Source organism: Zestomonas carbonaria (assembly GCF_904061905.1).
In the GTDB taxonomy this organism is placed as follows: Bacteria; Pseudomonadota; Gammaproteobacteria; order Pseudomonadales; family Pseudomonadaceae; genus Aquipseudomonas; species Aquipseudomonas carbonaria.
Map to the genome: position 1 here is coordinate 29,759 of NZ_CAJFCI010000064.1, position 20,913 is coordinate 50,671.

The window sequence follows — 20,913 nt, forward strand, 5'->3', positions numbered from 1 at the left end:
CATGCAACTGAACGATCTGCGTTCTGCGCCGGGTGCCCGTCGCGAGAAGCATCGTGTGGGTCGCGGTATCGGTAGCGGCCTGGGCAAGACCGGTGGCCGTGGCCACAAGGGTCAGACCTCTCGCTCCGGCGGCACCATCGCGCCCGGCTTCGAGGGTGGTCAACAGCCCCTGCACCGCCGTCTGCCGAAATTCGGCTTCGTTTCCCTGAAAGCCCTGGATCGCGCGGAAGTCCGTACTTCCGAGCTGGCCAAGGTCGAGGGCGATGTCGTCACTCTGCAGGCCCTGAAGGATGCCAACGTGATCAATCGCAACGTGCAGCGCGTGAAAGTCGTGCTGTCCGGTGATGTTGCTCGCGCGGTAACCCTGAAAGGCATCGCCGCCACCAAGGGTGCGCGTGCGGCCATCGAAGCAGCTGGCGGCAAGTTCGAGGACTAAATGGCTAAGCAAGGTGCTCTCTCAGCGCTCAGCAATGGCGGGTTGTCCGAGCTTTGGACTCGGCTGCGCTTCCTTTTCCTGGCGATCATCGTCTATCGGATAGGGGCGCACATTCCGGTTCCCGGGATCAACCCTGACCGGCTCGCTGACCTGTTCCGGCAGAATGAGGGGACTATTCTTAGCCTGTTCAACATGTTCTCCGGCGGTGCGCTGGAGCGGATGAGCATCTTTGCGCTGGGGATCATGCCGTATATCTCGGCATCGATCATCATGCAGCTGATGACTGCCGTCAGCCCGCAACTGGAGCAGTTGAAGAAGGAAGGTGAGGCTGGTCGTCGCAAGATCAGCCAGTACACTCGCTACGGTACGCTGCTGCTCGCTCTCGTTCAGGCCACTGGCATGTCCATTGGTCTGGCGGGGCAGGGCGTGGCGTTTTCGGCGGGGTTCGGGTTCCACTTCGTGGCGGTCACCACCTTCGTGGCGGGGGCGATGTTCATGATGTGGCTCGGTGAGCAGATCACCGAGCGGGGTGTCGGCAACGGCATCTCGATGCTGATCTTCGCGGGCATCGTCGCCGGTCTGCCGTCGGCAATCGGGCAGTCCTTCGAGTCTGCCCGCCAGGGTGATATCAACATCTTCGCCCTGGTTGCCATCGGCCTGCTGGCAGTGGCGATCATCGGATTCGTGGTGTTCATCGAGCGTGGCCAGCGTCGTATCGCTGTGCATTACGCCAAGCGTCAGCAGGGCCGCAAGGTCTTCGCTGCGCAGACCAGCCACTTACCGCTGAAGGTGAACATGGCCGGTGTGATTCCGGCTATTTTCGCCAGCAGCCTCCTGCTGTTCCCGGCTTCCCTGGGAGCCTGGTTCGGTCAGTCCGAAGGTCTGGGCTGGCTGCAGGACGTTGCTCAGGCCATTGCCCCCGGCCAGCCGTTGAACATTCTGCTGTTTAGTGCAGGGATCATTTTCTTCTGCTTCTTCTATACGGCTCTGATGTTCAACCCGAAAGACGTGGCGGAGAACCTGAAAAAGTCCGGCGCCTTTATCCCGGGTATCCGTCCTGGTGAGCAATCCGCGCGCTATATCGATGGCGTGCTGACCCGCTTGACCCTGTTCGGTGCTCTGTACATGACGGCTGTCTGCCTGCTGCCCCAGTTCCTGGTGGTGGCGGCCAACGTGCCGTTCTACCTTGGCGGGACCTCGTTGCTGATCGTGGTCGTGGTTGTGATGGACTTTATGTCGCAAGTACAATCGCACCTCGTTTCGCACCAGTACGAATCCCTGATGAAGAAAGCCAACCTGAAGGGCTACGGCAGCGGCATGCTCCGCTGACCATGTGCCCGTAAGGTTCGAGGAGTTGGTGATGAAAGTTCGTGCATCGGTGAAGAAGCTGTGCCGCAACTGCAAAATCATTCGTCGCGAAGGTGTCGTGCGAGTGATCTGCAGTGCGGAGCCGCGTCACAAACAGCGCCAAGGCTGAGTGTGATCAAACGCCATAAGCCCGGCAGCTAGTGCGCTGCCGGGTTGATTATTTGTTTCTACAGCGCTAATATCTCGCGCCCTTTTCTTGGCTTCCGGGGCGTAGGTAGCTGTCAATTGGAGTTCCACTGAATGGCCCGTATTGCAGGCGTTAACATTCCGGATAACAAGCACACTGTTATCTCGCTGACCTACATCTACGGTGTTGGTCGCACTACTGCGCAGAGCATCTGCGCGGCGACCGGGGTCAACCCGGCAGCGAAAATCAAAGATCTCAGCGACGAGCAGATTGAACTGTTGCGTGGCGAAGTCGCCAAGTTCACCACCGAAGGTGACCTGCGCCGCGAAATCAACATGAAGATCAAGCGCCTGATGGACCTGGGTTGCTACCGTGGCCTGCGCCACCGTCGCGGCCTGCCGGTTCGTGGTCAGCGCACCAAGACCAACGCCCGTACCCGTAAGGGTCCGCGCAAGCCGATCCGCAAGTAATCGCATTCGCGAATCGACAGGAATCTAGTCATGGCAAAACCTGCTGCTCGTCCTCGTAAGAAAGTCAAAAAGACAGTGGTGGATGGCATCGCCCATATCCACGCTTCTTTCAACAACACCATCGTGACCATCACTGATCGTCAGGGTAACGCTCTGTCCTGGGCTACCTCCGGTGGCTCCGGCTTCCGCGGTTCCCGCAAGAGCACCCCGTTCGCCGCCCAGGTGGCTGCAGAGCGCGCTGGCCAGGCCGCTCTCGAGTACGGTCTGAAGAACCTCGACGTGAACGTCAAGGGCCCGGGCCCGGGTCGCGAGTCCGCTGTGCGTGCTCTGAACGCCTGCGGTTACAAGATTTCCAGCATCACCGACGTGACGCCGATCCCGCACAACGGGTGCCGTCCGCCGAAGAAGCGTCGCGTGTAATAGGAGACAGTGAAAGATGGCTCGTTACATTGGTCCTAAGTGCAAACTGTCTCGCCGTGAAGGCACCGATCTCTTCCTGAAGAGTGGTGCGCGCGCGCTCGAATCCAAGTGCAACATCGAATCGGCTCCCGGCCAGCACGGCGCCCGCCGTGGCCGTCAGTCCGACTACGGTACCCAGCTGCGTGAGAAGCAGAAGGTTCGTCGTATCTACGGCGTTCTGGAGCGTCAGTTCAGCGGTTACTACAAGGAAGCTGCCCGTCGCAAGGGCGCTACCGGCGAGAACCTGCTGCAGCTGCTCGAGTGCCGCCTGGACAACGTGGTCTATCGCATGGGCTTCGGTGCTACCCGTGCCGAATCCCGTCAGCTGGTTTCGCACAAGACCATCACTGTTAACGGTAAAACCGTGAACATTCCGTCCTACCAGGTCAAGGCTGGCGACGTGGTCGCGGTGCGTGAGAAGTCGAAGAACCAATTGCGCATTGCTCAGGCTCTCGAACTGTCCGCACAGCGCGGCCGTGCCGAGTGGGTGGATGTGGATGCTGAGAAGAAGTCTGGCGTGTTCAAGAGCGTGCCGGTTCGCAGCGATCTGTCCGCCGACATCAACGAAAGCCTGATTGTCGAGCTCTACTCCAAGTAAGGGCTAGAAAATAGGTGCATCCATGCAGATTTCGGTAAATGAGTTCCTGACCCCCCGCCACATCGATGTGCAGGTGGTCAGTCCGACCCGCGCCAAGATCACCCTCGAGCCGCTCGAGCGTGGTTTCGGCCATACCCTGGGCAACGCGCTGCGTCGCATCCTGTTGTCCTCCATGCCTGGCTGTGCAGTAGTCGAGGCCGAGATTGACGGTGTACTCCACGAGTACAGCGCCATTGAAGGCGTGCAGGAAGATGTCATCGAGATCCTGCTCAACCTGAAAGGTCTGGCTATCAAGCTGCATGGTCGTGATGAAGTGACCCTGACTCTGGCGAAGAAGGGTGCAGGGGTTGTGACCGCTGCCGATATCCAGCTGGATCATGATGTCGAGATCGTCAACGGTGATCACGTCATCGCCAACCTGGCCGCCAACGGCTCGCTGAACATGCGGCTCACCGTAGCCCGTGGTCGCGGTTACGAGCCGGCTGATGCCCGCCAGAGCGACGAGGACGAGAGCCGTAGCATCGGTCGTCTGCAGTTGGATGCGTCCTTCAGCCCGGTACGCCGCGTGGCGTACGTGGTAGAGAACGCTCGTGTCGAGCAGCGCACCAACCTGGACAAGCTGGTCATCGACCTGGAGACCAACGGTACCCTGGATCCGGAGGAGGCTATCCGCCGCGCCGCGACCATCCTGCAGCAGCAGTTGGCCGCCTTCGTGGACCTCAAGGGTGACAGCGAGCCGGTCGTGGTTCAGCAGGAAGACGAGATCGATCCGATCCTGCTGCGTCCGGTCGACGATCTGGAGCTGACCGTGCGTTCGGCGAACTGCCTGAAGGCGGAAAACATCTACTACATCGGTGACCTGATCCAGCGCACCGAAGTGGAGCTGTTGAAGACTCCGAACCTGGGCAAGAAGTCCCTGACCGAGATCAAGGACGTTCTGGCCTCCCGTGGTCTGTCCCTCGGCATGCGCCTCGACAACTGGCCGCCGGCAAGTCTTAAGAAAGACGATAAGGCTACTGCCTGATCGTCGTAATCACCGAACGTGAGTTTGGTAAGGAATTGAACCATGCGTCATCGTAAAAGTGGTCGTCATCTGAACCGCACCAGCGCGCACCGCAAGGCCATGTTCCAGAACATGGCGGTTTCCCTGTTCGAGCACGAGTTGATCAAGACCACTCTGCCGAAAGCCAAGGAACTGCGTCGCGTCGCCGAACCGCTGATCACCCTGGCCAAGGAAGACAGCGTTGCCAACCGTCGTCTGGCTTTCGACCGTACTCGTTCGAAAGAAGCCGTCGGCAAACTGTTCAACGATCTGGGCAAGCGCTACGCCACCCGCCAGGGCGGCTACCTGCGTATCCTGAAGTGTGGCTATCGCGCTGGCGATAACGCACCGATGGCTTACGTTGAGCTGGTCGACCGTCCGGTCGGCGGCTCGGTGGAAACCGCCGAGTAAGCTCCGCTTGTACGAAGAACCGGGCCCAGTGCCCGGTTTTTTCGTTTCCGGGCGAGAGAAAATCGCGCAATCCCCATTGTCCCATCGCGCCCCGACGTATCCTCCAGCGGGGAAAGCCCCTCTCCGTTTGCCCTGCTTCCGCCGCTTGCCTGGCGGTATATGAATTAATTAAAAACTATCGGATTCTTGCGTTTCATATATTGGTTCCTCTCTCTAGGCAGGACTAGTCTTGTTCTATCGTGGCTCGCACGCGACGAGTCGGCCTGACCTGATCAATGAGGAGAGAGGAGAAAAATAATGTCGAACGAAGCGAAATGTCCGTACCACGTCGCAGGTGGTGGTGCCACCAACAAGGACTGGTGGCCGAATCAATTGCAAGTCGATTTGCTCAACCAGCATTCATCCAGGTCCAACCCGCTGGGTGAGGCCTTCAACTACCGTGAAGAGTTCAAGAAGCTCGACTATGCCGCGCTGAAGGCCGACCTCAAACGCCTGATGACGGACTCGCAGGACTGGTGGCCGGCGGACTGGGGCCACTACGGTGGTCTGATGATCCGCATGGCTTGGCATGCTGCCGGCACCTACCGGATCGGTGACGGACGCGGCGGCGCCGGGCGCGGCCAGCAGCGCTTCGCACCGGTGAACTCCTGGCCGGACAACGTCAGCCTGGACAAGGCGCGCCGCCTGCTCTGGCCGGTCAAGCAGAAGTATGGCCAGAAGATTTCCTGGGGCGACCTGATGATCCTCGCCGGCAACGTTGCGCTGGAGTCGATGGGCTTCCGCACCTTCGGTTTCGCCGGCGGCCGCGAGGACGTATGGGAGCCGGATGAGGATGTGAACTGGGGTGACGAGAAGGCCTGGCTGGCCCACCGCAATCCGGAATACCTGGCCAAGAACCCGCTCGCCGCCACCGAGATGGGCCTGATCTATGTGAACCCGGAAGGCCCGAACGCCAGCGGCGACCCGCTCTCGGCCGCGCCGGCCATCCGCGCGACCTTTGGCAACATGGCGATGAACGACGAGGAGATCGTTGCTCTGATCGCTGGTGGCCACACCCTGGGCAAGACCCACGGCGCCGGCCCCGCGGACAATGTCGGGCCCGCCCCGGAAGCCGCGAGCATCGAGGCGCAGGGTATGGGCTGGGCCAGCAGCTACGGCAGCGGCAAGGGGCCTGATGCCATCACTTCCGGTATCGAAGTGGTGTGGACGCAGACGCCCACCCAGTGGAGCAACTACTTCTTCGAGAACCTGTTCAAGTACGAATGGGAGCAGACCCGCTCGCCCGCTGGCGCGATCCAGTGGGTGGCCAAGGACGCGCCGGAACTCATCCCGGACCCGTTCGATCCCACGAAGAAGCGCAAGCCGACGATGCTCACCACCGACCTGACTTTGCGCTTCGACCCGGAGTTCGGAAAGATCTCGCGCAAGTTCCTCAACGACCCGCAGGCCTTCGCCGAGGCCTTCGCCCGTGCCTGGTTCAAGCTGACGCACCGCGACATGGGGCCGAAAGCCCGCTACCTGGGCCCGGAGGTGCCGAAGGAAGACCTGATCTGGCAAGACCCGCTGCCGGCGCCGACCCACAAGCCGACGACGGCCGATATCGCCGACCTGAAGGCCGCGATCGCAGCCTCCGGCCTGTCGGTATCCGAACTGGTGGTGACCGCCTGGGCTTCGGCTTCGACCTTCCGTGGCGGCGACAAGCGCGGCGGCGCCAACGGTGCGCGCATCCGCCTGGCTCCGCAGAAGGACTGGGAGGTCAACAACCCGCCGCAACTGGCCAAGGTGCTGGCCAAGCTGGAGGAAATCCAGCGGGATTCGGGCAAGGCTTCGCTGGCTGACGTGATCGTGCTGGCCGGTAATGTCGGCGTCGAGCAGGCTGCGAAGGCGGCCGGCGTGAGCGTCGAGGTTCCGTTCGCTCCGGGCCGGGTGGATGCGTTGCAGGAACAGACCGACGTCGAGTCCTTCGCGGTGCTCGAGCCCCGCGCGGACGGCTTCCGCAACTACAGGGACGAGAGTGTCGTGGCGCCGACCGAGGCCATGCTGATCGACCGTGCCCAGTTGCTGACCCTGACAGCACCGGAGCTGACCGTGCTCGTCGGCGGCCTGCGCGTGCTCGGCGCGAACTACGACGGAAGTGCGCACGGCGTGTTCACCGACCGGGTCGGCGTGCTCAGCACCGACTTCTTCACCAACCTGCTCGACATGGCGACCGAGTGGAAGCCGGTGGACGACAAGGCCGAGCTGTTCGAAGGCCGGGACCGCAGGACTGGCGATCTGAAGTGGACCGGCACGCGCAGTGATCTCGTCTTCGGCTCCAACTCGGTGCTGCGCGCGCTGGCCGAGGTCTACGCCAGTTCGGATGCGAAGGAAAAGTTCGTCAAGGACTTCGTGGCGGCCTGGGTCAAGGTGATGAACCTCGACCGCTTCGACCTCGCCTGAGCCGTTGCCGGGTGTGGGCGCCATCGCTGCCCACGCCTGGCGGGGGCTCCGCTCGACGCACAACGCCTTCCTGCGGGGAGGCGTTGTGCTTTTCGGCTTGACCGAAGCGAGCCCGAGGCGGAGCATTTGTCCATTCCAAGGATGCAGCAAGGACTCCAGGCATGAAGGGCCATATCGAAGTCATCAACTATCTCAAGACCCTGCTCAAGGGCGAGCTGGCCGCGCGCGACCAGTATTTCATCCACTCGCGGCTGTACGAAGACTGGGGCCTCGGCAAGCTCTACGAGCGGATAAACCATGAAATGGAGGAGGAGACCCAGCATGCCGACGCGCTGCTCCGGCGGATCATCTTCCTCGAAGGTACGCCGGACATGGCGCCCAACTCCTTCAAGTTCGGCCAGACCGTGCCCGAGGCCCTGAAGCTGGACCTGGCCTTGGAGTACGAGGTGCGGGCCGCCCTGAGCAAGGGGATCGACCTGTGCGAGCGACATCAGGACTACCAGTCCCGTGACATCCTCCTGGCCCAGCTCAAGGACACCGAGGAAGACCACGCCTACTGGCTGGAGATCCAGTTGCAACTGATCGACAAGCTCGGGCTGGAGAACTATCTGCAGAGCCAGATGTAGGACGGCGGTAAAAGCCGATAAAGGCGCTGGAAGGCTGGAGGCTGAACGACAAGCCTTTTCGTCCAGCCTCCAGCCTCCAGCCTCCAGCCTCCAGCCTTAAGTCCTATCCCTTTCCAGCAACGGCTTGAGGAAGTGCCCGGTATAGGACTGCGGCATTTCCGCTACCTGCTCCGGGGTGCCGGTGGCGATGATCTGGCCGCCCTTGGAGCCGCCCTCGGGGCCGAGGTCGACCAGCCAGTCGGCGGTCTTGATCACGTCCAGGTTGTGCTCGATCACCACCACGGTGTTGCCGTGGTCGCGCAGGCGGTGCAGCACGTCGAGCAGTTGCTGGATATCGGCGAAGTGCAGGCCGGTGGTCGGCTCGTCGAGGATGTACAGAGTCTTGCCGGTGTCGCGCTTGGACAGCTCGCGAGACAGCTTGACCCGTTGTGCCTCGCCGCCGGACAGGGTGGTCGCGCTCTGTCCCAGCTTGATGTAGGCCAGGCCGACGTCGATCAGGGTCTGCAACTTGCGGGCGATGGCCGGCACCGCGTCGAAGAACTCGCGGGCATCCTCGATGGTCATTTCCAGCACCTCGTGGATGGTCTTGCCCTTGTAGCGAATCTCCAGGGTCTCGCGGTTGTAGCGCTTGCCCTTGCAGACGTCGCAGGGCACGTAGATGTCCGGCAGGAAGTGCATCTCCACCTTGATCACGCCGTCGCCCTGGCAGGCTTCGCAGCGGCCGCCCTTGACGTTGAACGAGAAGCGCCCCGGGCCGTAGCCGCGCGAGCGGGCTTCCGGCACGCCGGCGAACAGTTCGCGGATCGGCGTGAACAGCCCGGTGTAGGTCGCCGGGTTGGAGCGTGGCGTGCGGCCGATCGGGCTCTGGTCGATGTCGACTACCTTGTCGAGGTGCTGCAGGCCATCGAACGCCTCGTGCGGCGCGATCTCCAGGCTGGTGGAGCCGTTCAGCGCGGTCGCCGTGATCGGGAACAGGGTGTTGTTGATCAGCGTCGACTTGCCCGAGCCGGATACGCCGGTGACGCAGGTCAGCAGGCCGACCGGAATCTCCAGGTTGACGTTCTGCAGGTTGTTGCCGCGCGCGCCCTTGAGCTTGAGCAGTTTCTTCCTGTCGCGCAGGGTGCGCTGCGCGGGCACGGTGATCTTCTTGCGCCCGGACAGGTACTTGCCGGTCAGCGAATCGGGATGCGCCATCACCTCGCCCGGGGTGCCTTCGGCGACGATGCGGCCGCCATGCACGCCGGCGCCCGGCCCGATGTCGACCACGTAGTCGGCGAGGCGAATGGCGTCTTCGTCGTGCTCGACCACGATCACCGTGTTGCCGAGGTTGCGCAGGTGGGTGAGGGTGGCCAGCAGGCGTTCGTTGTCGCGCTGGTGCAGGCCGATGGAGGGCTCGTCGAGGATGTACATGACCCCGACCAGGCCGGCGCCGATCTGGCTGGCCAGGCGGATGCGCTGCGCCTCGCCGCCGGACAGCGTGTCCGCGCTGCGGTCCAGGGTGAGGTAGTCGAGGCCGACGTTGACCAGGAATTGCAGGCGCTCGCGGATTTCCTTGAGGATCTTCGCCGCGATCTCGCCACGCCGGCCGCTCAGCGACAGGCCGGCGGCGTACTCGCAGGCGGCGCCGATCGGCAGCGCGGTGACCGCCGGCAGGGTCTTGTCGCCGACCCACACGTGGCGCGCCTCGCGACGCAGGCGGGTACCATGGCAGTCCGGGCAGGGCTGGGTGCTGAGGAATTTGGCCAGCTCTTCGCGCACGGTGGCCGATTCGGTCTCGCGGTAGCGGCGCTCCAGGTTGGGCAGGATGCCCTCGAACGGATGGGCGCGCTTGACGATATCGCCGCGGTCGTTGAGGTAGCGGAACTCGACGTTGTCGCGCCCGGAACCGAACAGGATGACCTTCTGGTGTTCGGCGGTCAGGTCGTCGAACGGTTTTTCCAGGCTGAAACCATAGTGCGCGGCCAGCGAGCCGAGCATCTGGAAGTAGTAGACGTTGCGCCGGTCCCAGCCGCGGATCGCGCCTTCGGCCAGGGTCAGCTCGCCGTTGACCACCCGGCGCGGGTCGAAGAACTGCTTCACGCCGAGGCCGTCGCAGGTCGGGCAGGCGCCGGCCGGGTTGTTGAAGGAGAACAGCTTGGGTTCCAGCTCGCTGATCGAGTGGCCGCAGATCGGGCAGGCGAAGCGGGCGGAGAAGATCATCTCTTCGCCTTCCCCATCGTCCATCGGGGCGACCAGGGCGATGCCGTCGGCCAGGCCGATCGCCGTCTCGAAGGATTCGGCGAGGCGCTGCTGCAGGTCTTCGCGCACCTTGAAGCGGTCGACCACCACGTCGATGGAGTGCTTCTTCTGCTTGTCCAGCTTGGGCAGTTCGTCCAGTTCGTAGACCTTGCCGTTGACCCGCGCGCGGACGAAGCCCTGGGCGCGTAGCTCGTCGAACACCGCCAGGTGCTCGCCCTTGCGCTCGCGGATCACCGGCGCCAGCAGCATCAGCCGGCGGCCTTCGGGCAGGGCGAGCACCTGGTCGACCATCTGGCTGACGGTCTGCGCCTCCAGCGGTACGTCGTGGTCCGGGCAGCGCGGGGTGCCGACGCGGGCATAGAGCAGGCGCAGGTAGTCGTAGATTTCGGTGATGGTGCCGACCGTCGAGCGCGGGTTGTGCGAGGTGGATTTCTGCTCGATGGAGATCGCCGGCGACAGGCCCTCGATGGTGTCGACGTCGGGCTTCTCCATCATCGACAGGAACTGCCGGGCGTAGGCCGACAGCGACTCCACGTAGCGTCGCTGGCCCTCGGCGTAGAGCGTGTCGAAGGCCAGCGACGACTTGCCGGAGCCGGACAGGCCGGTGATCACGATCAGCTTGTCGCGCGGCAGGGTCAGGTCGATGTTCTTCAGGTTGTGGGTACGTGCCCCACGGATCAGGATCTTGTCCACAAACAGCGGCCTCGCACGGCGGGCGGAAACCGGCAAGTATACGGCCGCGCTCCGTTCAGCGGCAAAGCGTCGCGGCGGTGCCGGCACGTGGGACTGGCTGGTAGAATCGCCGGCTGGTTTCGATAGGGCGTTTTCAATGCACGATCCGCACAATGAACGTATGAGCGGCAGTGAAACCCGCGCGGCGGGTGGCCTGGCGCTGGTGTTCGCATTCCGCATGCTCGGCATGTTCATGGTGCTGCCGGTACTGGCCACCTACGGCATGGACCTGGCCGACGCCACCCCGGCGCTGATCGGCCTGGCCATCGGTGCCTATGGCCTGACCCAGGCGCTGTTGCAGATTCCCTTCGGGATGCTCTCCGACCGTATCGGCCGGCGCCCGGTGATCTACCTCGGCCTGCTGGTGTTCGCCGCCGGCGCGGTGCTGGCGGCCCAGGCCGATTCGATCTGGGGGGTGATCGCCGGTCGCATCCTGCAAGGCGCCGGGGCGATCTCCGCCGCGGTGATGGCGCTGCTTTCCGATCTCACCCGCGAGCAGCACCGCACCAAGGCAATGGCGATGATCGGCATGAGCATCGGCCTGTCGTTCGCCGTGGCCATGGTCGCCGGCCCCTTGCTGACCCGCGCCTTCGGCCTGCACGGGCTGTTCTGGACGACCGCCGGCATGGCGCTGCTCGGCATCGCCATCGTGGGCCTGGTCGTGCCGCGCTCGAACGGCCCGCTGCACCACCGCGAGTCCGAGGTGGCCGGCAAGGCGCTGCTGCCGACCCTGCGCCACCCGGACCTGCTGCGCCTCGACCTTGGCATCTTCGTCCTGCACGCGGTGCTGATGGCCAGCTTCGTGGCGCTGCCGCTGAGCCTGGTGGAGAACGCCGGGCTGCCCAAGGAGCAGCATTGGTGGGTGTACCTGACGGCGCTGTTGATCGGCTTCTTCGGGATGCTGCCGTTCATCATCTATGGCGAGAAAAAGCGCCAGATGAAGCGGGTGCTGTCCGGAGCGGTGGCGGTGCTGCTGATCTGCGAGCTGTTCTTCTGGCGCTTCGGCGGCAGTCTGCAGGCGCTGGTGTTCGGCACCGTGCTGTTCTTCACCGCCTTCAACCTGCTGGAGGCGACGCTGCCCTCGCTGATCAGCAAGGTTTCGCCGGCCGGCGGCAAGGGCACGGCGATGGGGGTGTACGCCACCAGCCAGTTCCTGGGCGCCGCGCTGGGCGGGATTCTCGGCGGCTGGCTGTTCCAGCATGGTGGCCTGGGCATGGTGTTCCTGGGCTGTGCGGCACTCTGTGCACTGTGGCTGGTATTTGCTGTTACCATGCGCGAACCGCCGTATGTGACCAGCCTGCGCCTGCCCCTGCCGCCCGCCGCGGCCCGGGATGCCGGGCTGGCCGAGCGTATGCTGAAGCTACCCGGCGTGGCAGACGCCATCGTGGTGGCCGAGGAGGCCGCCCTGTACATCAAAGTGGATTCTGAACAATTGGACCGCACGTCCCTCGAGCGCGAGATCAATGCCGCGCCGGCGTGCTGAAGCCTAGGAGAACGTTTATGGCCCGTGGGGTTAACAAAGTCATTTTGCTCGGCAACGTCGGTGGCGACCCGGAAACCCGTTACCTGCCCAACGGCAACGCGGTGACCAACATCACCCTGGCCACCAGCGATAGCTGGAAGGACAAGCAGACCGGCCAGCAGCAGGAACGTACCGAGTGGCACCGCGTGGTGTTCTTCGGCCGTCTCGCCGAGATCGCCGGCGAGTACCTGCGCAAGGGCTCGCAAGTCTACGTCGAGGGCCGCCTGCAGACCCGCGAGTGGGAGAAGGACGGCGTCAAGCGCTACACCACCGAGATCGTCGTCGACATGAACGGCCAGATGCAGCTGCTCGGCGGCCGTGGTGGCGACGATTCCGCGCCGCGCCAGCCGCGTCCGCAGCGTGAAGCCCAACCGCAGCGCGAGTCGCGCCCGGCGCCGCAACAGCAGCCGGCGGCGCAACCGGCCGCCGACTACGACAGCTTCGACGACGACATCCCGTTCTGATCGGCGGGTCCTGCCATGCGTATGCGCCTGATGCTGTTGGGCGGTGGTAATGCCCTGGGTCAGGCGCTGATCCGCCTCGGCGCCGAGGAAGACATCGGCTTCCTCGCCCCGCGCCCGCCCAAGGACGGCTGGGATGTCCCCAGCCTGACCCAACTGCTCGACGACACCCGCCCCGACGCCCTGGTCAACCTGGCCTATTACTTCGACTGGTTCCAGGCCGAGGCGCCCGACGCCGGCCGCCTGGCCGACCAGGAACGGGCGGTCGAGCGGCTGGCCGAACTCTGCCAGCATCACCAGATCCTCCTGTTGCAGCCCTCCAGCTACCGCGTGTTCGACGGTTCGCGTGCCACCGCCTACAGCGAGAAGGAGGAACAGGTGCCGCTCGGTCTGCGTGGCCAGGCCCTGTGGCGGATGGAGCAGAGCGTGCGTGCGGTCTGTCCGCGACACGTGCTGCTGCGCTTCGGCTGGTTGCTCGACGAAAGCCCCGGCGGCCTGATCGATCGCTTCCTCAGGCGCGCCGAGCAGGGCGAGGAGCTGATGCTCGCCGATGACCGCCGCGGCAACCCGACCCCGGTCGACGATGCCGCGCGGGTGCTGATCGCCGTGCTCAAGCAGTTGGATTGCGAGGCGCCGCTGTGGGGCACCTACCACTATGGTGGCCACGAGGCGACCACCACGCTGGCGCTGGGCCAGACGATCCTCGGCGAGGCGCGCGCCTACCGGCTGGCGCTGACCGACAACATCGTCCCGCAGCCCCACGCCGCCCGTCCCGATGCCGCCGACGAGCCGCAGCACGCGGTGCTGGCCTGCAAGAAGATCCTGCACACCTTCGGTATCAAACCACGCGCCTGGCGCGCCGCCCTGCCGGCCCTGCTGGACCGCTATTACCGCCACGTCTGACCGGCGCCGGAGTCCGGCGACAAGGCTCTCAGGAGAACTGTGATGGAACACTCAAGCCCTATTCTGGTCACCGGCGGTGCCGGTTTCATCGGCTCGCACCTGGTCGACGCGCTGCTCGCCAAGGGGCATGCCGTGCGTGTCCTGGACAACCTGTCCACCGGCAAGCGCGCCAACCTGCCGCTCGACAATCCACGCCTGGAGCTGCTCGAGGGCGACGTCGCCGACACCGCCCTGGTGCGCCGTGCCGTGGCCGGCTGCCGGGCGGTCGCCCACCTGGCGGCGGTGGCTTCGGTACAGGCCTCCGTGGACGACCCGGTGGCCACCCACCAGAGCAATTTCATCGGTACCCTGAATGTCTGCGAGGCGATGCGCGAAGCGGGCATCAAGCGCGTGCTGTTCGCCTCCAGCGCGGCGGTCTACGGCAACAACGGCGAGGGGCAGGCGATCGACGAGGACACCGCGAAGGCGCCGCTGACCCCCTATGCGGCGGACAAGCTGGCCAGCGAGCACTACCTCGATTTCTACCGCCGGCAGCACGGCCTGGAGCCGGCGGTGTTCCGTTTCTTCAATATCTTCGGCCCGCGCCAGGACCCGTCCTCGCCCTATTCGGGGGTGATCAGCATCTTCACCGAGCGCGCCCTGGCCGGCACGCCGATCATCCTGTTCGGCGATGGCGAGCAGACCCGTGATTTCGTCTATGTCGGCGATCTGGTGAGGGTGCTGGCGCAGGCTCTGGAGCTGCCGGTGCTGGAGGTCGGGGCGGTGAACGTCGGCCTGAATCGCGCCACCAGCCTCAACCAGTTGCTGGCGGCGATCCGCGACGTGCTCGGCGGCTTGCCCGAGGTACGTCATGCCGAAGCGCGGCCTGGCGACATCAAGCATTCGCGGGCGAACAACAGCCGCCTGCTGGAGCGCTTCGAGTTCCCCGAGCCGACGCCGATCCGCGAAGGGTTGGCCCGTTTGCTGGGACGCTGAAGCAGCAGCGGCAGGAGGTGACTTCCTGCCGCCGTACCCGGTGTTGCCTCAGAAGCGGTATTTCGCTGAAGCGGTAAAGCTGCGCGGTGCGTCGTAGGTCATGGCTCCATACGCGTCGAAGATATCGAAGTACTTCTCGTCGGTGACGTTGTTGGCGTTCAACTGGGCCGAGAGGTTTTCGCTGATGTCGTAGCGCGCCATCAGGTTGACCAGGGCGTAGGAGTCCTGCTCGATCTTCTCGAGATTCCCCGCCGGGTTGGTGGCGTAGGTATGGATGGAGTCCTGCCAGTTCACCCCGCCGCCAATGGTCAGCTTGTTGAGCACGCCCGGCAGTCTGTAGGTGGTGAAGGTCCGCAGCAGCTTGGTCGGGTAAAGGGTGTTGACGTCCTTGCCGTCGGCATCCTCGGCGTCGAACTGGGTGTAGCCCGCCGCGACATTCCAGCCCGGAGCCAGCTCGCCGGAGATTTCCAGTTCGAAGCCCTTGCTGGTTGCGCCCTCGGTGGCCTCGTAGGCGAGTTCACCCATGGTACCGGGAATCAGCACGCCGGTGCTCTGCCCCAGGTTGTCCTGCTTGATCTGGAAGATGGCGGCTGAGGCGTTCAGGCGGCCGTCGAAGAACTCGGCCTTCAGGCCGGCCTCGTAGCTCTCGCCGACGATGGGGTCCAGTTGCTTGCCGTTGATGTCGCGCACCGACTGCGGCAGGAAGATTTCCGTGTAGCTGGCATAGGCCGAGAGGTTTTCGGTGAGGTCGTAGATGACGCCGGCATAGGGCGTCAGTTCGTGATCGACGTCGATATGGCTCGGCGAAGAGTAGATGTCGTCGCTGGTTTTCTCGTAGCTGCTGTCCCGGACGCCAATGATCACCTTGAGGTCATCGGTCAGGTTCAGGCGTGTTGCGCCGTACAGCCCCTTCTGCTCGACATCGCCGTAGCCGTAGGTAATCCGCTGTCCCCACACCGGCTCGGGGAAGTGGCCCTTGTAGGCATCCAGGCTGGGAATGCCTTCGAAGCCAGTCAGTGCGGGGCGTGTATCGGCATCGAATTCCTGCTCGCTGTAGATGTAGCCGAAGGCCAGCTCGTGCTCGCGTCCGAACAGGGCAAGTGGACCGTTGAAACGGAGGCTGTAGTCGTCCTGCACGGTCTTGGTCTTGTACGAGCCCGGGGAGGTGAGCATCGGGACGCTCCCGGTCCTGTCCGCATAGGTGAACACGTAGAGCAGGTAGGAGTCGGCGTTGCGCTCGCCACGGGTATAGCTGAGGTTGGCCTGCCAGTCGTTGGCGAAGGTGTGGTCCAGGTTGACGAAGTAGGTCTCGTGGGTGCTATCCCACTTGCTCCAGTCGGCGGAGGTGGTCTTGGATCGGCTCCAGTTGGTGCGGCCGCCGTCCGTGTACCAGACCGGCAGGCCACCCCACATCGGCGAGTCGGACTTGTTCTCCTGCCGGCTCAGGCCGAACCACAGCGTGGTATCGGGCGTCAGGTCGATATCCATGGTGCCGTAGAGGGTTTCGCGCTGGTTGGCGTGCAGGTCGATCCAGCTATCGCCTTCGTTGTATTCGCCGACCAGGCGGGCACGGACGGTGCCGGCCTCGTTCAGCGCCATGGACACGTCGCCCAGCGTGCCGTAGGTGTCCCAGGTGCCGGCACTGAGCTCCACCGAGCCTTTCAGCTCCCGGCTGCTGGCGCGCTTGCGCACCATGTTGAGAGAGGCGGAAGGATCGCCGACGCCGGCCATCAGGCCGTTGGCGCCGCGCACCACTTCGACGCGGTCGAACATGGCCAGGCTGTTGAAGATTTCCCCGGAGCTCCAGGGCTGCTCCCAGATGGTGGGCACGCCGTCGACCATCAGGGCGTTGATCTGGAAGCCGCGGGCGTTGAACTGGGCGCGACTGGTTTCGTAGCGATTGACCGAAACGCCGGTGGTGTTGTTGACCACGTCGAGGATGGTCTGCATGTCCTGGTCTTCCATGCGTTGCTGGGTGACCACGCTGACCGACTGGGGCGTTTCGCGCAGGGACATGCTCAGCGGCGTGGCCGTGCGGGCAGCGCCCGAGGTGTACGACTGGGTGTCTTCGGTGACGGTGCTGTCTTCGCGGCTGGCGGTATCGGTGATGGACGTGGGGTCCAGGGTGATGCCGTTCTCCGCCTCGGATTGCTGTGCCTGTGAGGGGAGGGCGACGAAGGCGATACCGGCTGCAAGCATGTGCACTGCCAGGGCCAGTGGACGGAGGGCCGTGGGTGAGCGAGTGATGGTCGTCGTGTTTTGTTGCCGAGAGAACTGAGGGTGCATGGACGTTACTACCAATTATTATTAATTGAGAATGCTTATCATAATAATTGGATATTCTGGAATTTGAAAATAATTGTAAAGAAAACGTAGTGCGCTAGCCGAGGCCCTCCGCTATGGCCTCTCGCGAAGCCGCTTCGGGCAAACCTTCAGGAAAATGGTACCAGGCGCGCACAGAGGGGCGACTCCCTCCAGGAGGCTTGGAGCGTTTCGTGGGACGGCGAAAAGGCGGCGCGGATCGAGATCTCAGGCAGGAAGGGATGGGGAGAGCAGGGGGGCGTTGCGGATCAGACAGGAATGGACCACTGGCGTGGGTCGGAAAGGTCATTGGCGATAGCTAATCGGTGCCTGCCGCACGATCGAATGGCTGGCTGTCGCCAGGTTTTTCCGGCAGCAAGGCAAACACCCCGAGCCTGTCGGGGTGTTTGTCATGAGCCGGTTTTTTCGCGGCGGTCGGGATCAGAACTTGTAGCCCAGGCCAACCATGTAGACCATCGGGTCGACATCCACGTCGACCTTGACCTTGGCGCCGCCGAAGTGGGTGGTGCCGGTGGTGTCGATGTCGATGTAGCGCACCTGGGCGTTGAGCATCAGTTGGTCGGTCAGCATGTAGTCCAGGCCCAGTTGTGCGGCCAGGCCCCAGGAGTCGTCCAGGTCCAGGCCGCTGAAGCCCTTGGCCTCGGCGCTGCTGGAGGTGTCGTTGTCGAAGAACCAGGTGTAGTTGATGCCGATGCCGGCATAGGGCTGGAAGACCGATTTGCTGTCCAGCGGGTAGTAGACCAGGCTCACGGTCGGCGGCAGGTGCTTGGTTTCGCCGAGCTTGCCGTTCAGGCCGGCGAAGGGGCCGGGCATGCCTTTCACGCCGACGCTGTGGCTGAACGGAGTGGCGGCCAGCAGTTCGACGCCGAGGTTGTCGGTGATCATGTAGGCGAAGTTCAGACCCAACTGGGTGTTGCTGTCGAGGGTCGCACCGCTACCGGCGACCTTGGTGCCGAGAGCGCCGACATAGATATCGCCGCTGTCTTCGCGGGGATCGACGGTCACGGCGCCGGCACGGACGATGATGTCACCGGCCTGGTGGGCCTGCGCCAGGGGGCTGGCCAGGGCTAGGGCTGTCAATGACGCGGCGGCGAGAGACTTGTACATGTGTTGCTCCTCAGCATTGATACGGTTGGCTGAGAAAACTGTGCAGGAGACAGGGCCGCCGGATATTGATCCAGCTCAATAGCTAGCGAATAAGAAGCCTGCTACTTACCACCGGAAAGCATAGACCGAGCTGGTTACTCGGTCATTTCGTAGGGATAGATCTTTTCCGCCGCCATCTGGTAGCCGGACTCGGCCAGCTCGCTGCTGCTCGCCTCGACCTTGAGGGGCCCCTCGATCCAGAACGGTTGGTACAGCGCATCCAGTTGCACGCCCAGCTCGCTGGTGACGTGGACGATCTGGTTCGACGGCGGTGGCGGTACGTGGATGCAGGCGCCGAAGTAGGGTACCAGCAGGAAGTCGATCACCCGGCCTTCCTCGCTGACGTCGAGCGGAACGATATAGCCGGGCAGCTTCACCTGCTGGCCGTCCAGCGTCTTGACCACCGGAGCGGCCGGCGACTGCTGCCGGGCCGCCGGCGCCGACTCGGCGGCCAGCGCGTCGGCCAGTTGCGACAGGTCATGGACCGGAGCCTGCGAGTAGGCCACCGGCGGTGCGTCCGGCGGGATCAGCTCGGACCAGGTCAGCTCGCGCGGCTCCGCCGCCCAGGTGGCGCCGCTGAGCAGCAGGGTGGCGAACAGCAGGCGGCGGAGCATCGAGACTTCCTCATAAACGAATGGACAGGCCGTCGGCCAGCGATTGCCGGTAGGCACGCCAGGCCGGCACGACACCCATCAGCAGGGCAGCGGCCAGGATAGCGCCAAGCAGCGTCCACTCATAGGCGCTCGGCAGCGCCAGCGGCAGGTACAGGCCGTATTGGCTCTGCAGGTAGCCCTGGGAAACCACGATGGCCAGGTAGAGCAGGGCGAGGCCGAGCAGGACGCCGGCCAGCGCCAGGGCGAAGGCTTCCAGCACCAGCAGGGTGGCGACGTGCCAGGGCCGTGCGCCGACCGAACGGAGGATGGCCATTTCGCGGCGGCGCTCGTTGAGGCTGGTGAGGATCGCCGTGAGCATGCCGATCAGGCCGGTCAGCACGACGAACAGCGAAACCACGAACAGCGCCTTCTCCGCCGTCCCCATCAGGGTCCACAGTTCCTGCAGGGCGACGCCGGGAAGAATCGCCAGCAACGGTTCGCCACGGTATTCGTTGATCTCGCGCTGCACGGCGAAGGTGGCGATCTTGCTGTTCAGGCCGAGCAGGAACGCGGTGATCGCCTTGGGTTGCAGGTCCATGTGCCGTGCCTGCTCGGCGCTGACCTGGCCCGCGCCGCGTGCCGGCACGCCGTTCTGCCAGTCGATGTGCAGCGCTTCCATGCCGGCCAGGTTGATGTGCAGGGTACGGTCCACCGGCGTGCCGGTGCGGGCGAGGATGCCGGCCACGGTGAACGGCTTGTCGTCGTGTTGCACCAGGCTGACGGTCGCCACCCCGTGGGCCAGCACGATCCGGTCACCGGGTTTGTAGCGCAGCGCCTCGGCCACTTCGGAGCCGAGCACCACTTCGAACGGATCGTCGGCGAAGGCGCGCCCTTCGGCGAGTCGCAGCGGCTGGCCACGGCCATAGCGGTAATGCTCGAAATACGCGTCGCTGGTGCCCATTACCCGGTAGCCCCGGTGCGAGTCGCCCAGCGAGATGGGGATCGCCCATTTCACCCGTGGGTTCTGGGTGAAGTGTTCGAAGCTCTCCCAGCGGATGTTGTTGGTGGCGTTGCCGATGCGGAATACCGAATAGAGCAGCAGGTTCACCGAACCGGAGCGCGCGCCGACGATCAGGTCGGTGCCGCTGATGGTGCTGGCGAAGCTTGCCCGCGCCTCGCTGCGCACCCGTTCGACGGCGAGTAGCAGGCACACCGACAGGGCGATGGCGAACACGGTGAGCAGGGCGGTGAAACGGCGATTGGCGAGGCTCGCCAGGGCCAGGCGCAGCAGGTGCATCTCAGATCTCCAACGGGCGGGCGGCGCGATTGAGTTCGGCGAGCGACAGGCTGCGGTCGAACAGTGGTGCCAGGCTCTGGTCGTGGCTGACGAACAGCAGGCTCGCGCCGGCCTCGCGGCATTCGGCGAACAGCAGGCGCAGGAAGGCCTCGCGGGCGTCGGCGTCGAGGGCCGAGGTCGGCTCGTCGGCGATCACCAACTCCGGCTGGCCGATCAGCGCGCGCGCGGCGGCGACGCGCTGCTGCTGGCCGATGGACAGCTCGTCGGCGCGGCGCGCCAGCAGCCCGGCGTCGAGGCCGAGGTGTTCGAGCAGGGCGACGGCGGCCGTGTCGACGCTGCCGTGGCGCTGCTTCGCCCGTTCGGCACGCAGGCGCGAGAAGCGGCAGGGCAGCTCGACGTTCTCGCGTACCGAAAGGAACGGCAACAGGTTGAACTGCTGGAAGATGTAGCCGGTGTGGTCGACGCGGAAGTGGTCGCGGCGGCCGGCGGACATCTCGCCCAGTTCCTCGCCGAGCAGGCGGATGCTACCGCGCCCGGCCTTCTGCACGCCGCCGAGGAGGCCGAGCAGGGTGGTCTTGCCGCTGCCGGACGGCCCCTTGAGGAACAGGGTTTCGCCACGGTTCAACTGGAAGCGGGGGATGTCCAGCAGCTCGCTCTGGCCGGGCCAGGCGAAGCCGAGGTCGGAAAGTTCGAGCAGGGGTTGGGACATGGCTGGCTGCAATCCGGGGAGTCCATGTGGGGCGATCGT

Annotated in this window: 20 protein-coding genes; 14 read left to right on the plus strand and 6 right to left on the minus strand. The window is 64.4% G+C overall.

Translation table 11 applies throughout. The features are described from left to right. The first annotated feature begins 1 nt into the window (after position 1). The 10 genes from rplO to bfr all read left to right on the plus strand — a co-directional run bounded on the left by rplO (position 2) and on the right by bfr (position 7,976). Positions 2-436 carry a 50S ribosomal protein L15 gene (gene rplO / locus PSEWESI4_RS15990; RefSeq protein WP_187672207.1) on the plus strand — a complete coding sequence of 145 codons (435 nt, stop codon included), beginning with the start codon at positions 2-4 and terminating at the stop codon, positions 434-436. Continuing rightward, entirely contained in the window at positions 437-1,765 is a 1,329-nt protein-coding gene (gene secY, locus PSEWESI4_RS15995) for a preprotein translocase subunit SecY (protein ID WP_187672208.1), read from the plus strand. A 31-nt stretch (positions 1,766-1,796) separates the two neighbouring features. After that, positions 1,797-1,913 (plus strand): 50S ribosomal protein L36, encoded by a 117-nt coding sequence (gene rpmJ / locus PSEWESI4_RS16000; protein WP_002555468.1) that lies wholly within the window; start codon positions 1,797-1,799, stop codon positions 1,911-1,913. A gap of 131 nt (positions 1,914-2,044) precedes the next feature. After that, complete coding sequence (rpsM, locus tag PSEWESI4_RS16005) at positions 2,045-2,401, plus strand: 30S ribosomal protein S13 (protein ID WP_187672209.1); 357 nt, start codon at positions 2,045-2,047, stop codon at positions 2,399-2,401. A 30-nt stretch (positions 2,402-2,431) separates the two neighbouring features. Continuing rightward, positions 2,432-2,821, plus strand: a complete 390-nt coding sequence (gene rpsK / locus PSEWESI4_RS16010) for a 30S ribosomal protein S11 (RefSeq protein ID WP_187672210.1) — start codon at positions 2,432-2,434, stop codon at positions 2,819-2,821. Positions 2,822-2,837: 16 nt separating this feature from the next. After that, positions 2,838-3,458, plus strand: a complete 621-nt coding sequence (gene rpsD / locus PSEWESI4_RS16015) for a 30S ribosomal protein S4 (protein WP_187672211.1) — start codon at positions 2,838-2,840, stop codon at positions 3,456-3,458. Between the two features lie 22 nt (positions 3,459-3,480). Continuing rightward, positions 3,481-4,482 (plus strand): DNA-directed RNA polymerase subunit alpha, encoded by a 1,002-nt coding sequence (locus PSEWESI4_RS16020; RefSeq protein WP_187672212.1) that lies wholly within the window; start codon positions 3,481-3,483, stop codon positions 4,480-4,482. Positions 4,483-4,524: 42 nt separating this feature from the next. Further along, positions 4,525-4,911, plus strand: coding sequence for a 50S ribosomal protein L17 (gene rplQ, locus PSEWESI4_RS16025; RefSeq protein WP_187672213.1), 387 nt, complete (start codon positions 4,525-4,527; stop codon positions 4,909-4,911). Between the two features lie 297 nt (positions 4,912-5,208). Continuing rightward, positions 5,209-7,350: a catalase/peroxidase HPI gene (gene katG / locus PSEWESI4_RS16030; protein WP_187672214.1), complete on the plus strand. Its 2,142-nt coding sequence runs from the start codon at positions 5,209-5,211 to the stop codon at positions 7,348-7,350. A gap of 161 nt (positions 7,351-7,511) precedes the next feature. Continuing rightward, on the plus strand, positions 7,512-7,976 hold the full coding sequence (gene bfr / locus PSEWESI4_RS16035) for a bacterioferritin (RefSeq protein ID WP_187672215.1): 465 nt from the start codon (positions 7,512-7,514) through the stop codon (positions 7,974-7,976). A gap of 96 nt (positions 7,977-8,072) precedes the next feature. Here bfr and uvrA read toward each other — a convergent pair whose 3' ends face one another. Further along, positions 8,073-10,907, minus strand: a complete 2,835-nt coding sequence (gene uvrA, locus PSEWESI4_RS16040) for an excinuclease ABC subunit UvrA (protein ID WP_187672216.1) — start codon at positions 10,905-10,907, stop codon at positions 8,073-8,075. 136 nt (positions 10,908-11,043) lie between these two features. On the opposite strand from uvrA, the gene PSEWESI4_RS16045 reads away from it, so the two are divergent. The 4 genes from PSEWESI4_RS16045 to PSEWESI4_RS16060 are packed head-to-tail and all read left to right on the plus strand — an operon-like array spanning position 11,044 to position 14,807. Next, positions 11,044-12,429 carry an MFS transporter gene (locus PSEWESI4_RS16045; protein WP_187672217.1) on the plus strand — a complete coding sequence of 462 codons (1,386 nt, stop codon included), beginning with the start codon at positions 11,044-11,046 and terminating at the stop codon, positions 12,427-12,429. A gap of 17 nt (positions 12,430-12,446) precedes the next feature. Beyond that, positions 12,447-12,932 carry a single-stranded DNA-binding protein gene (locus PSEWESI4_RS16050; protein ID WP_187672218.1) on the plus strand — a complete coding sequence of 162 codons (486 nt, stop codon included), beginning with the start codon at positions 12,447-12,449 and terminating at the stop codon, positions 12,930-12,932. Between the two features lie 15 nt (positions 12,933-12,947). Beyond that, on the plus strand, positions 12,948-13,832 hold the full coding sequence (locus PSEWESI4_RS16055) for a sugar nucleotide-binding protein (protein ID WP_187672219.1): 885 nt from the start codon (positions 12,948-12,950) through the stop codon (positions 13,830-13,832). Between the two features lie 42 nt (positions 13,833-13,874). Next, on the plus strand, positions 13,875-14,807 hold the full coding sequence (locus tag PSEWESI4_RS16060) for an NAD-dependent epimerase/dehydratase family protein (RefSeq protein ID WP_187672220.1): 933 nt from the start codon (positions 13,875-13,877) through the stop codon (positions 14,805-14,807). 48 nt (positions 14,808-14,855) lie between these two features. Here the strand turns inward: PSEWESI4_RS16060 and PSEWESI4_RS16065 are convergent, their stop codons facing one another. The 5 genes from PSEWESI4_RS16065 to PSEWESI4_RS16085 all read right to left on the minus strand — a co-directional run bounded on the left by PSEWESI4_RS16065 (position 14,856) and on the right by PSEWESI4_RS16085 (position 20,874). Beyond that, complete coding sequence (locus PSEWESI4_RS16065) at positions 14,856-17,006, minus strand: TonB-dependent siderophore receptor (protein ID WP_235978951.1); 2,151 nt, start codon at positions 17,004-17,006, stop codon at positions 14,856-14,858. A 543-nt stretch (positions 17,007-17,549) separates the two neighbouring features. Then, on the minus strand, positions 17,550-18,236 hold the full coding sequence (locus tag PSEWESI4_RS16070; RefSeq protein ID WP_187672222.1) for an OmpW/AlkL family protein: 687 nt from the start codon (positions 18,234-18,236) through the stop codon (positions 17,550-17,552). Positions 18,237-18,370: 134 nt separating this feature from the next. Continuing rightward, entirely contained in the window at positions 18,371-18,889 is a 519-nt protein-coding gene (locus tag PSEWESI4_RS16075) for a DUF3299 domain-containing protein (protein ID WP_187672223.1), read from the minus strand. Between the two features lie 10 nt (positions 18,890-18,899). Beyond that, positions 18,900-20,165 (minus strand): ABC transporter permease, encoded by a 1,266-nt coding sequence (locus tag PSEWESI4_RS16080; RefSeq protein ID WP_187672224.1) that lies wholly within the window; start codon positions 20,163-20,165, stop codon positions 18,900-18,902. Position 20,166: 1 nt separating this feature from the next. After that, positions 20,167-20,874, minus strand: a complete 708-nt coding sequence (locus PSEWESI4_RS16085) for an ABC transporter ATP-binding protein (RefSeq protein WP_187672225.1) — start codon at positions 20,872-20,874, stop codon at positions 20,167-20,169. Between the last annotated feature and the right edge of the window lie 39 nt (positions 20,875-20,913).

Bases quoted from the DNA above. Each gene is read 5' to 3' on its own strand.
- rpsM (WP_187672209.1), top strand. From the start codon at position 2,045: ATGGCCCGTATTGCAGGCGTTAACATTCCGGATAACAAGCACACTGTT.
- rpmJ (WP_002555468.1), top strand. From the start codon at position 1,797: ATGAAAGTTCGTGCATCGGTGAAGAAGCTGTGCCGCAACTGCAAAATC.
- PSEWESI4_RS16055 (WP_187672219.1), top strand. From the start codon at position 12,948: ATGCGTATGCGCCTGATGCTGTTGGGCGGTGGTAATGCCCTGGGTCAG.
- katG (WP_187672214.1), top strand. From the start codon at position 5,209: ATGTCGAACGAAGCGAAATGTCCGTACCACGTCGCAGGTGGTGGTGCC.
- secY (WP_187672208.1), top strand. From the start codon at position 437: ATGGCTAAGCAAGGTGCTCTCTCAGCGCTCAGCAATGGCGGGTTGTCC.
- rplO (WP_187672207.1), top strand. From the start codon at position 2: ATGCAACTGAACGATCTGCGTTCTGCGCCGGGTGCCCGTCGCGAGAAG.
- PSEWESI4_RS16020 (WP_187672212.1), top strand. From the start codon at position 3,481: ATGCAGATTTCGGTAAATGAGTTCCTGACCCCCCGCCACATCGATGTG.
- PSEWESI4_RS16070 (WP_187672222.1), bottom strand. From the start codon at position 18,236: ATGTACAAGTCTCTCGCCGCCGCGTCATTGACAGCCCTAGCCCTGGCC.
- PSEWESI4_RS16075 (WP_187672223.1), bottom strand. From the start codon at position 18,889: ATGCTCCGCCGCCTGCTGTTCGCCACCCTGCTGCTCAGCGGCGCCACC.
- PSEWESI4_RS16050 (WP_187672218.1), top strand. From the start codon at position 12,447: ATGGCCCGTGGGGTTAACAAAGTCATTTTGCTCGGCAACGTCGGTGGC.
- bfr (WP_187672215.1), top strand. From the start codon at position 7,512: ATGAAGGGCCATATCGAAGTCATCAACTATCTCAAGACCCTGCTCAAG.
- rplQ (WP_187672213.1), top strand. From the start codon at position 4,525: ATGCGTCATCGTAAAAGTGGTCGTCATCTGAACCGCACCAGCGCGCAC.
- PSEWESI4_RS16045 (WP_187672217.1), top strand. From the start codon at position 11,044: ATGCACGATCCGCACAATGAACGTATGAGCGGCAGTGAAACCCGCGCG.
- PSEWESI4_RS16080 (WP_187672224.1), bottom strand. From the start codon at position 20,165: ATGCACCTGCTGCGCCTGGCCCTGGCGAGCCTCGCCAATCGCCGTTTC.
- PSEWESI4_RS16065 (WP_235978951.1), bottom strand. From the start codon at position 17,006: ATGCTTGCAGCCGGTATCGCCTTCGTCGCCCTCCCCTCACAGGCACAG.
- rpsK (WP_187672210.1), top strand. From the start codon at position 2,432: ATGGCAAAACCTGCTGCTCGTCCTCGTAAGAAAGTCAAAAAGACAGTG.
- PSEWESI4_RS16085 (WP_187672225.1), bottom strand. From the start codon at position 20,874: ATGTCCCAACCCCTGCTCGAACTTTCCGACCTCGGCTTCGCCTGGCCC.
- rpsD (WP_187672211.1), top strand. From the start codon at position 2,838: ATGGCTCGTTACATTGGTCCTAAGTGCAAACTGTCTCGCCGTGAAGGC.
- PSEWESI4_RS16060 (WP_187672220.1), top strand. From the start codon at position 13,875: ATGGAACACTCAAGCCCTATTCTGGTCACCGGCGGTGCCGGTTTCATC.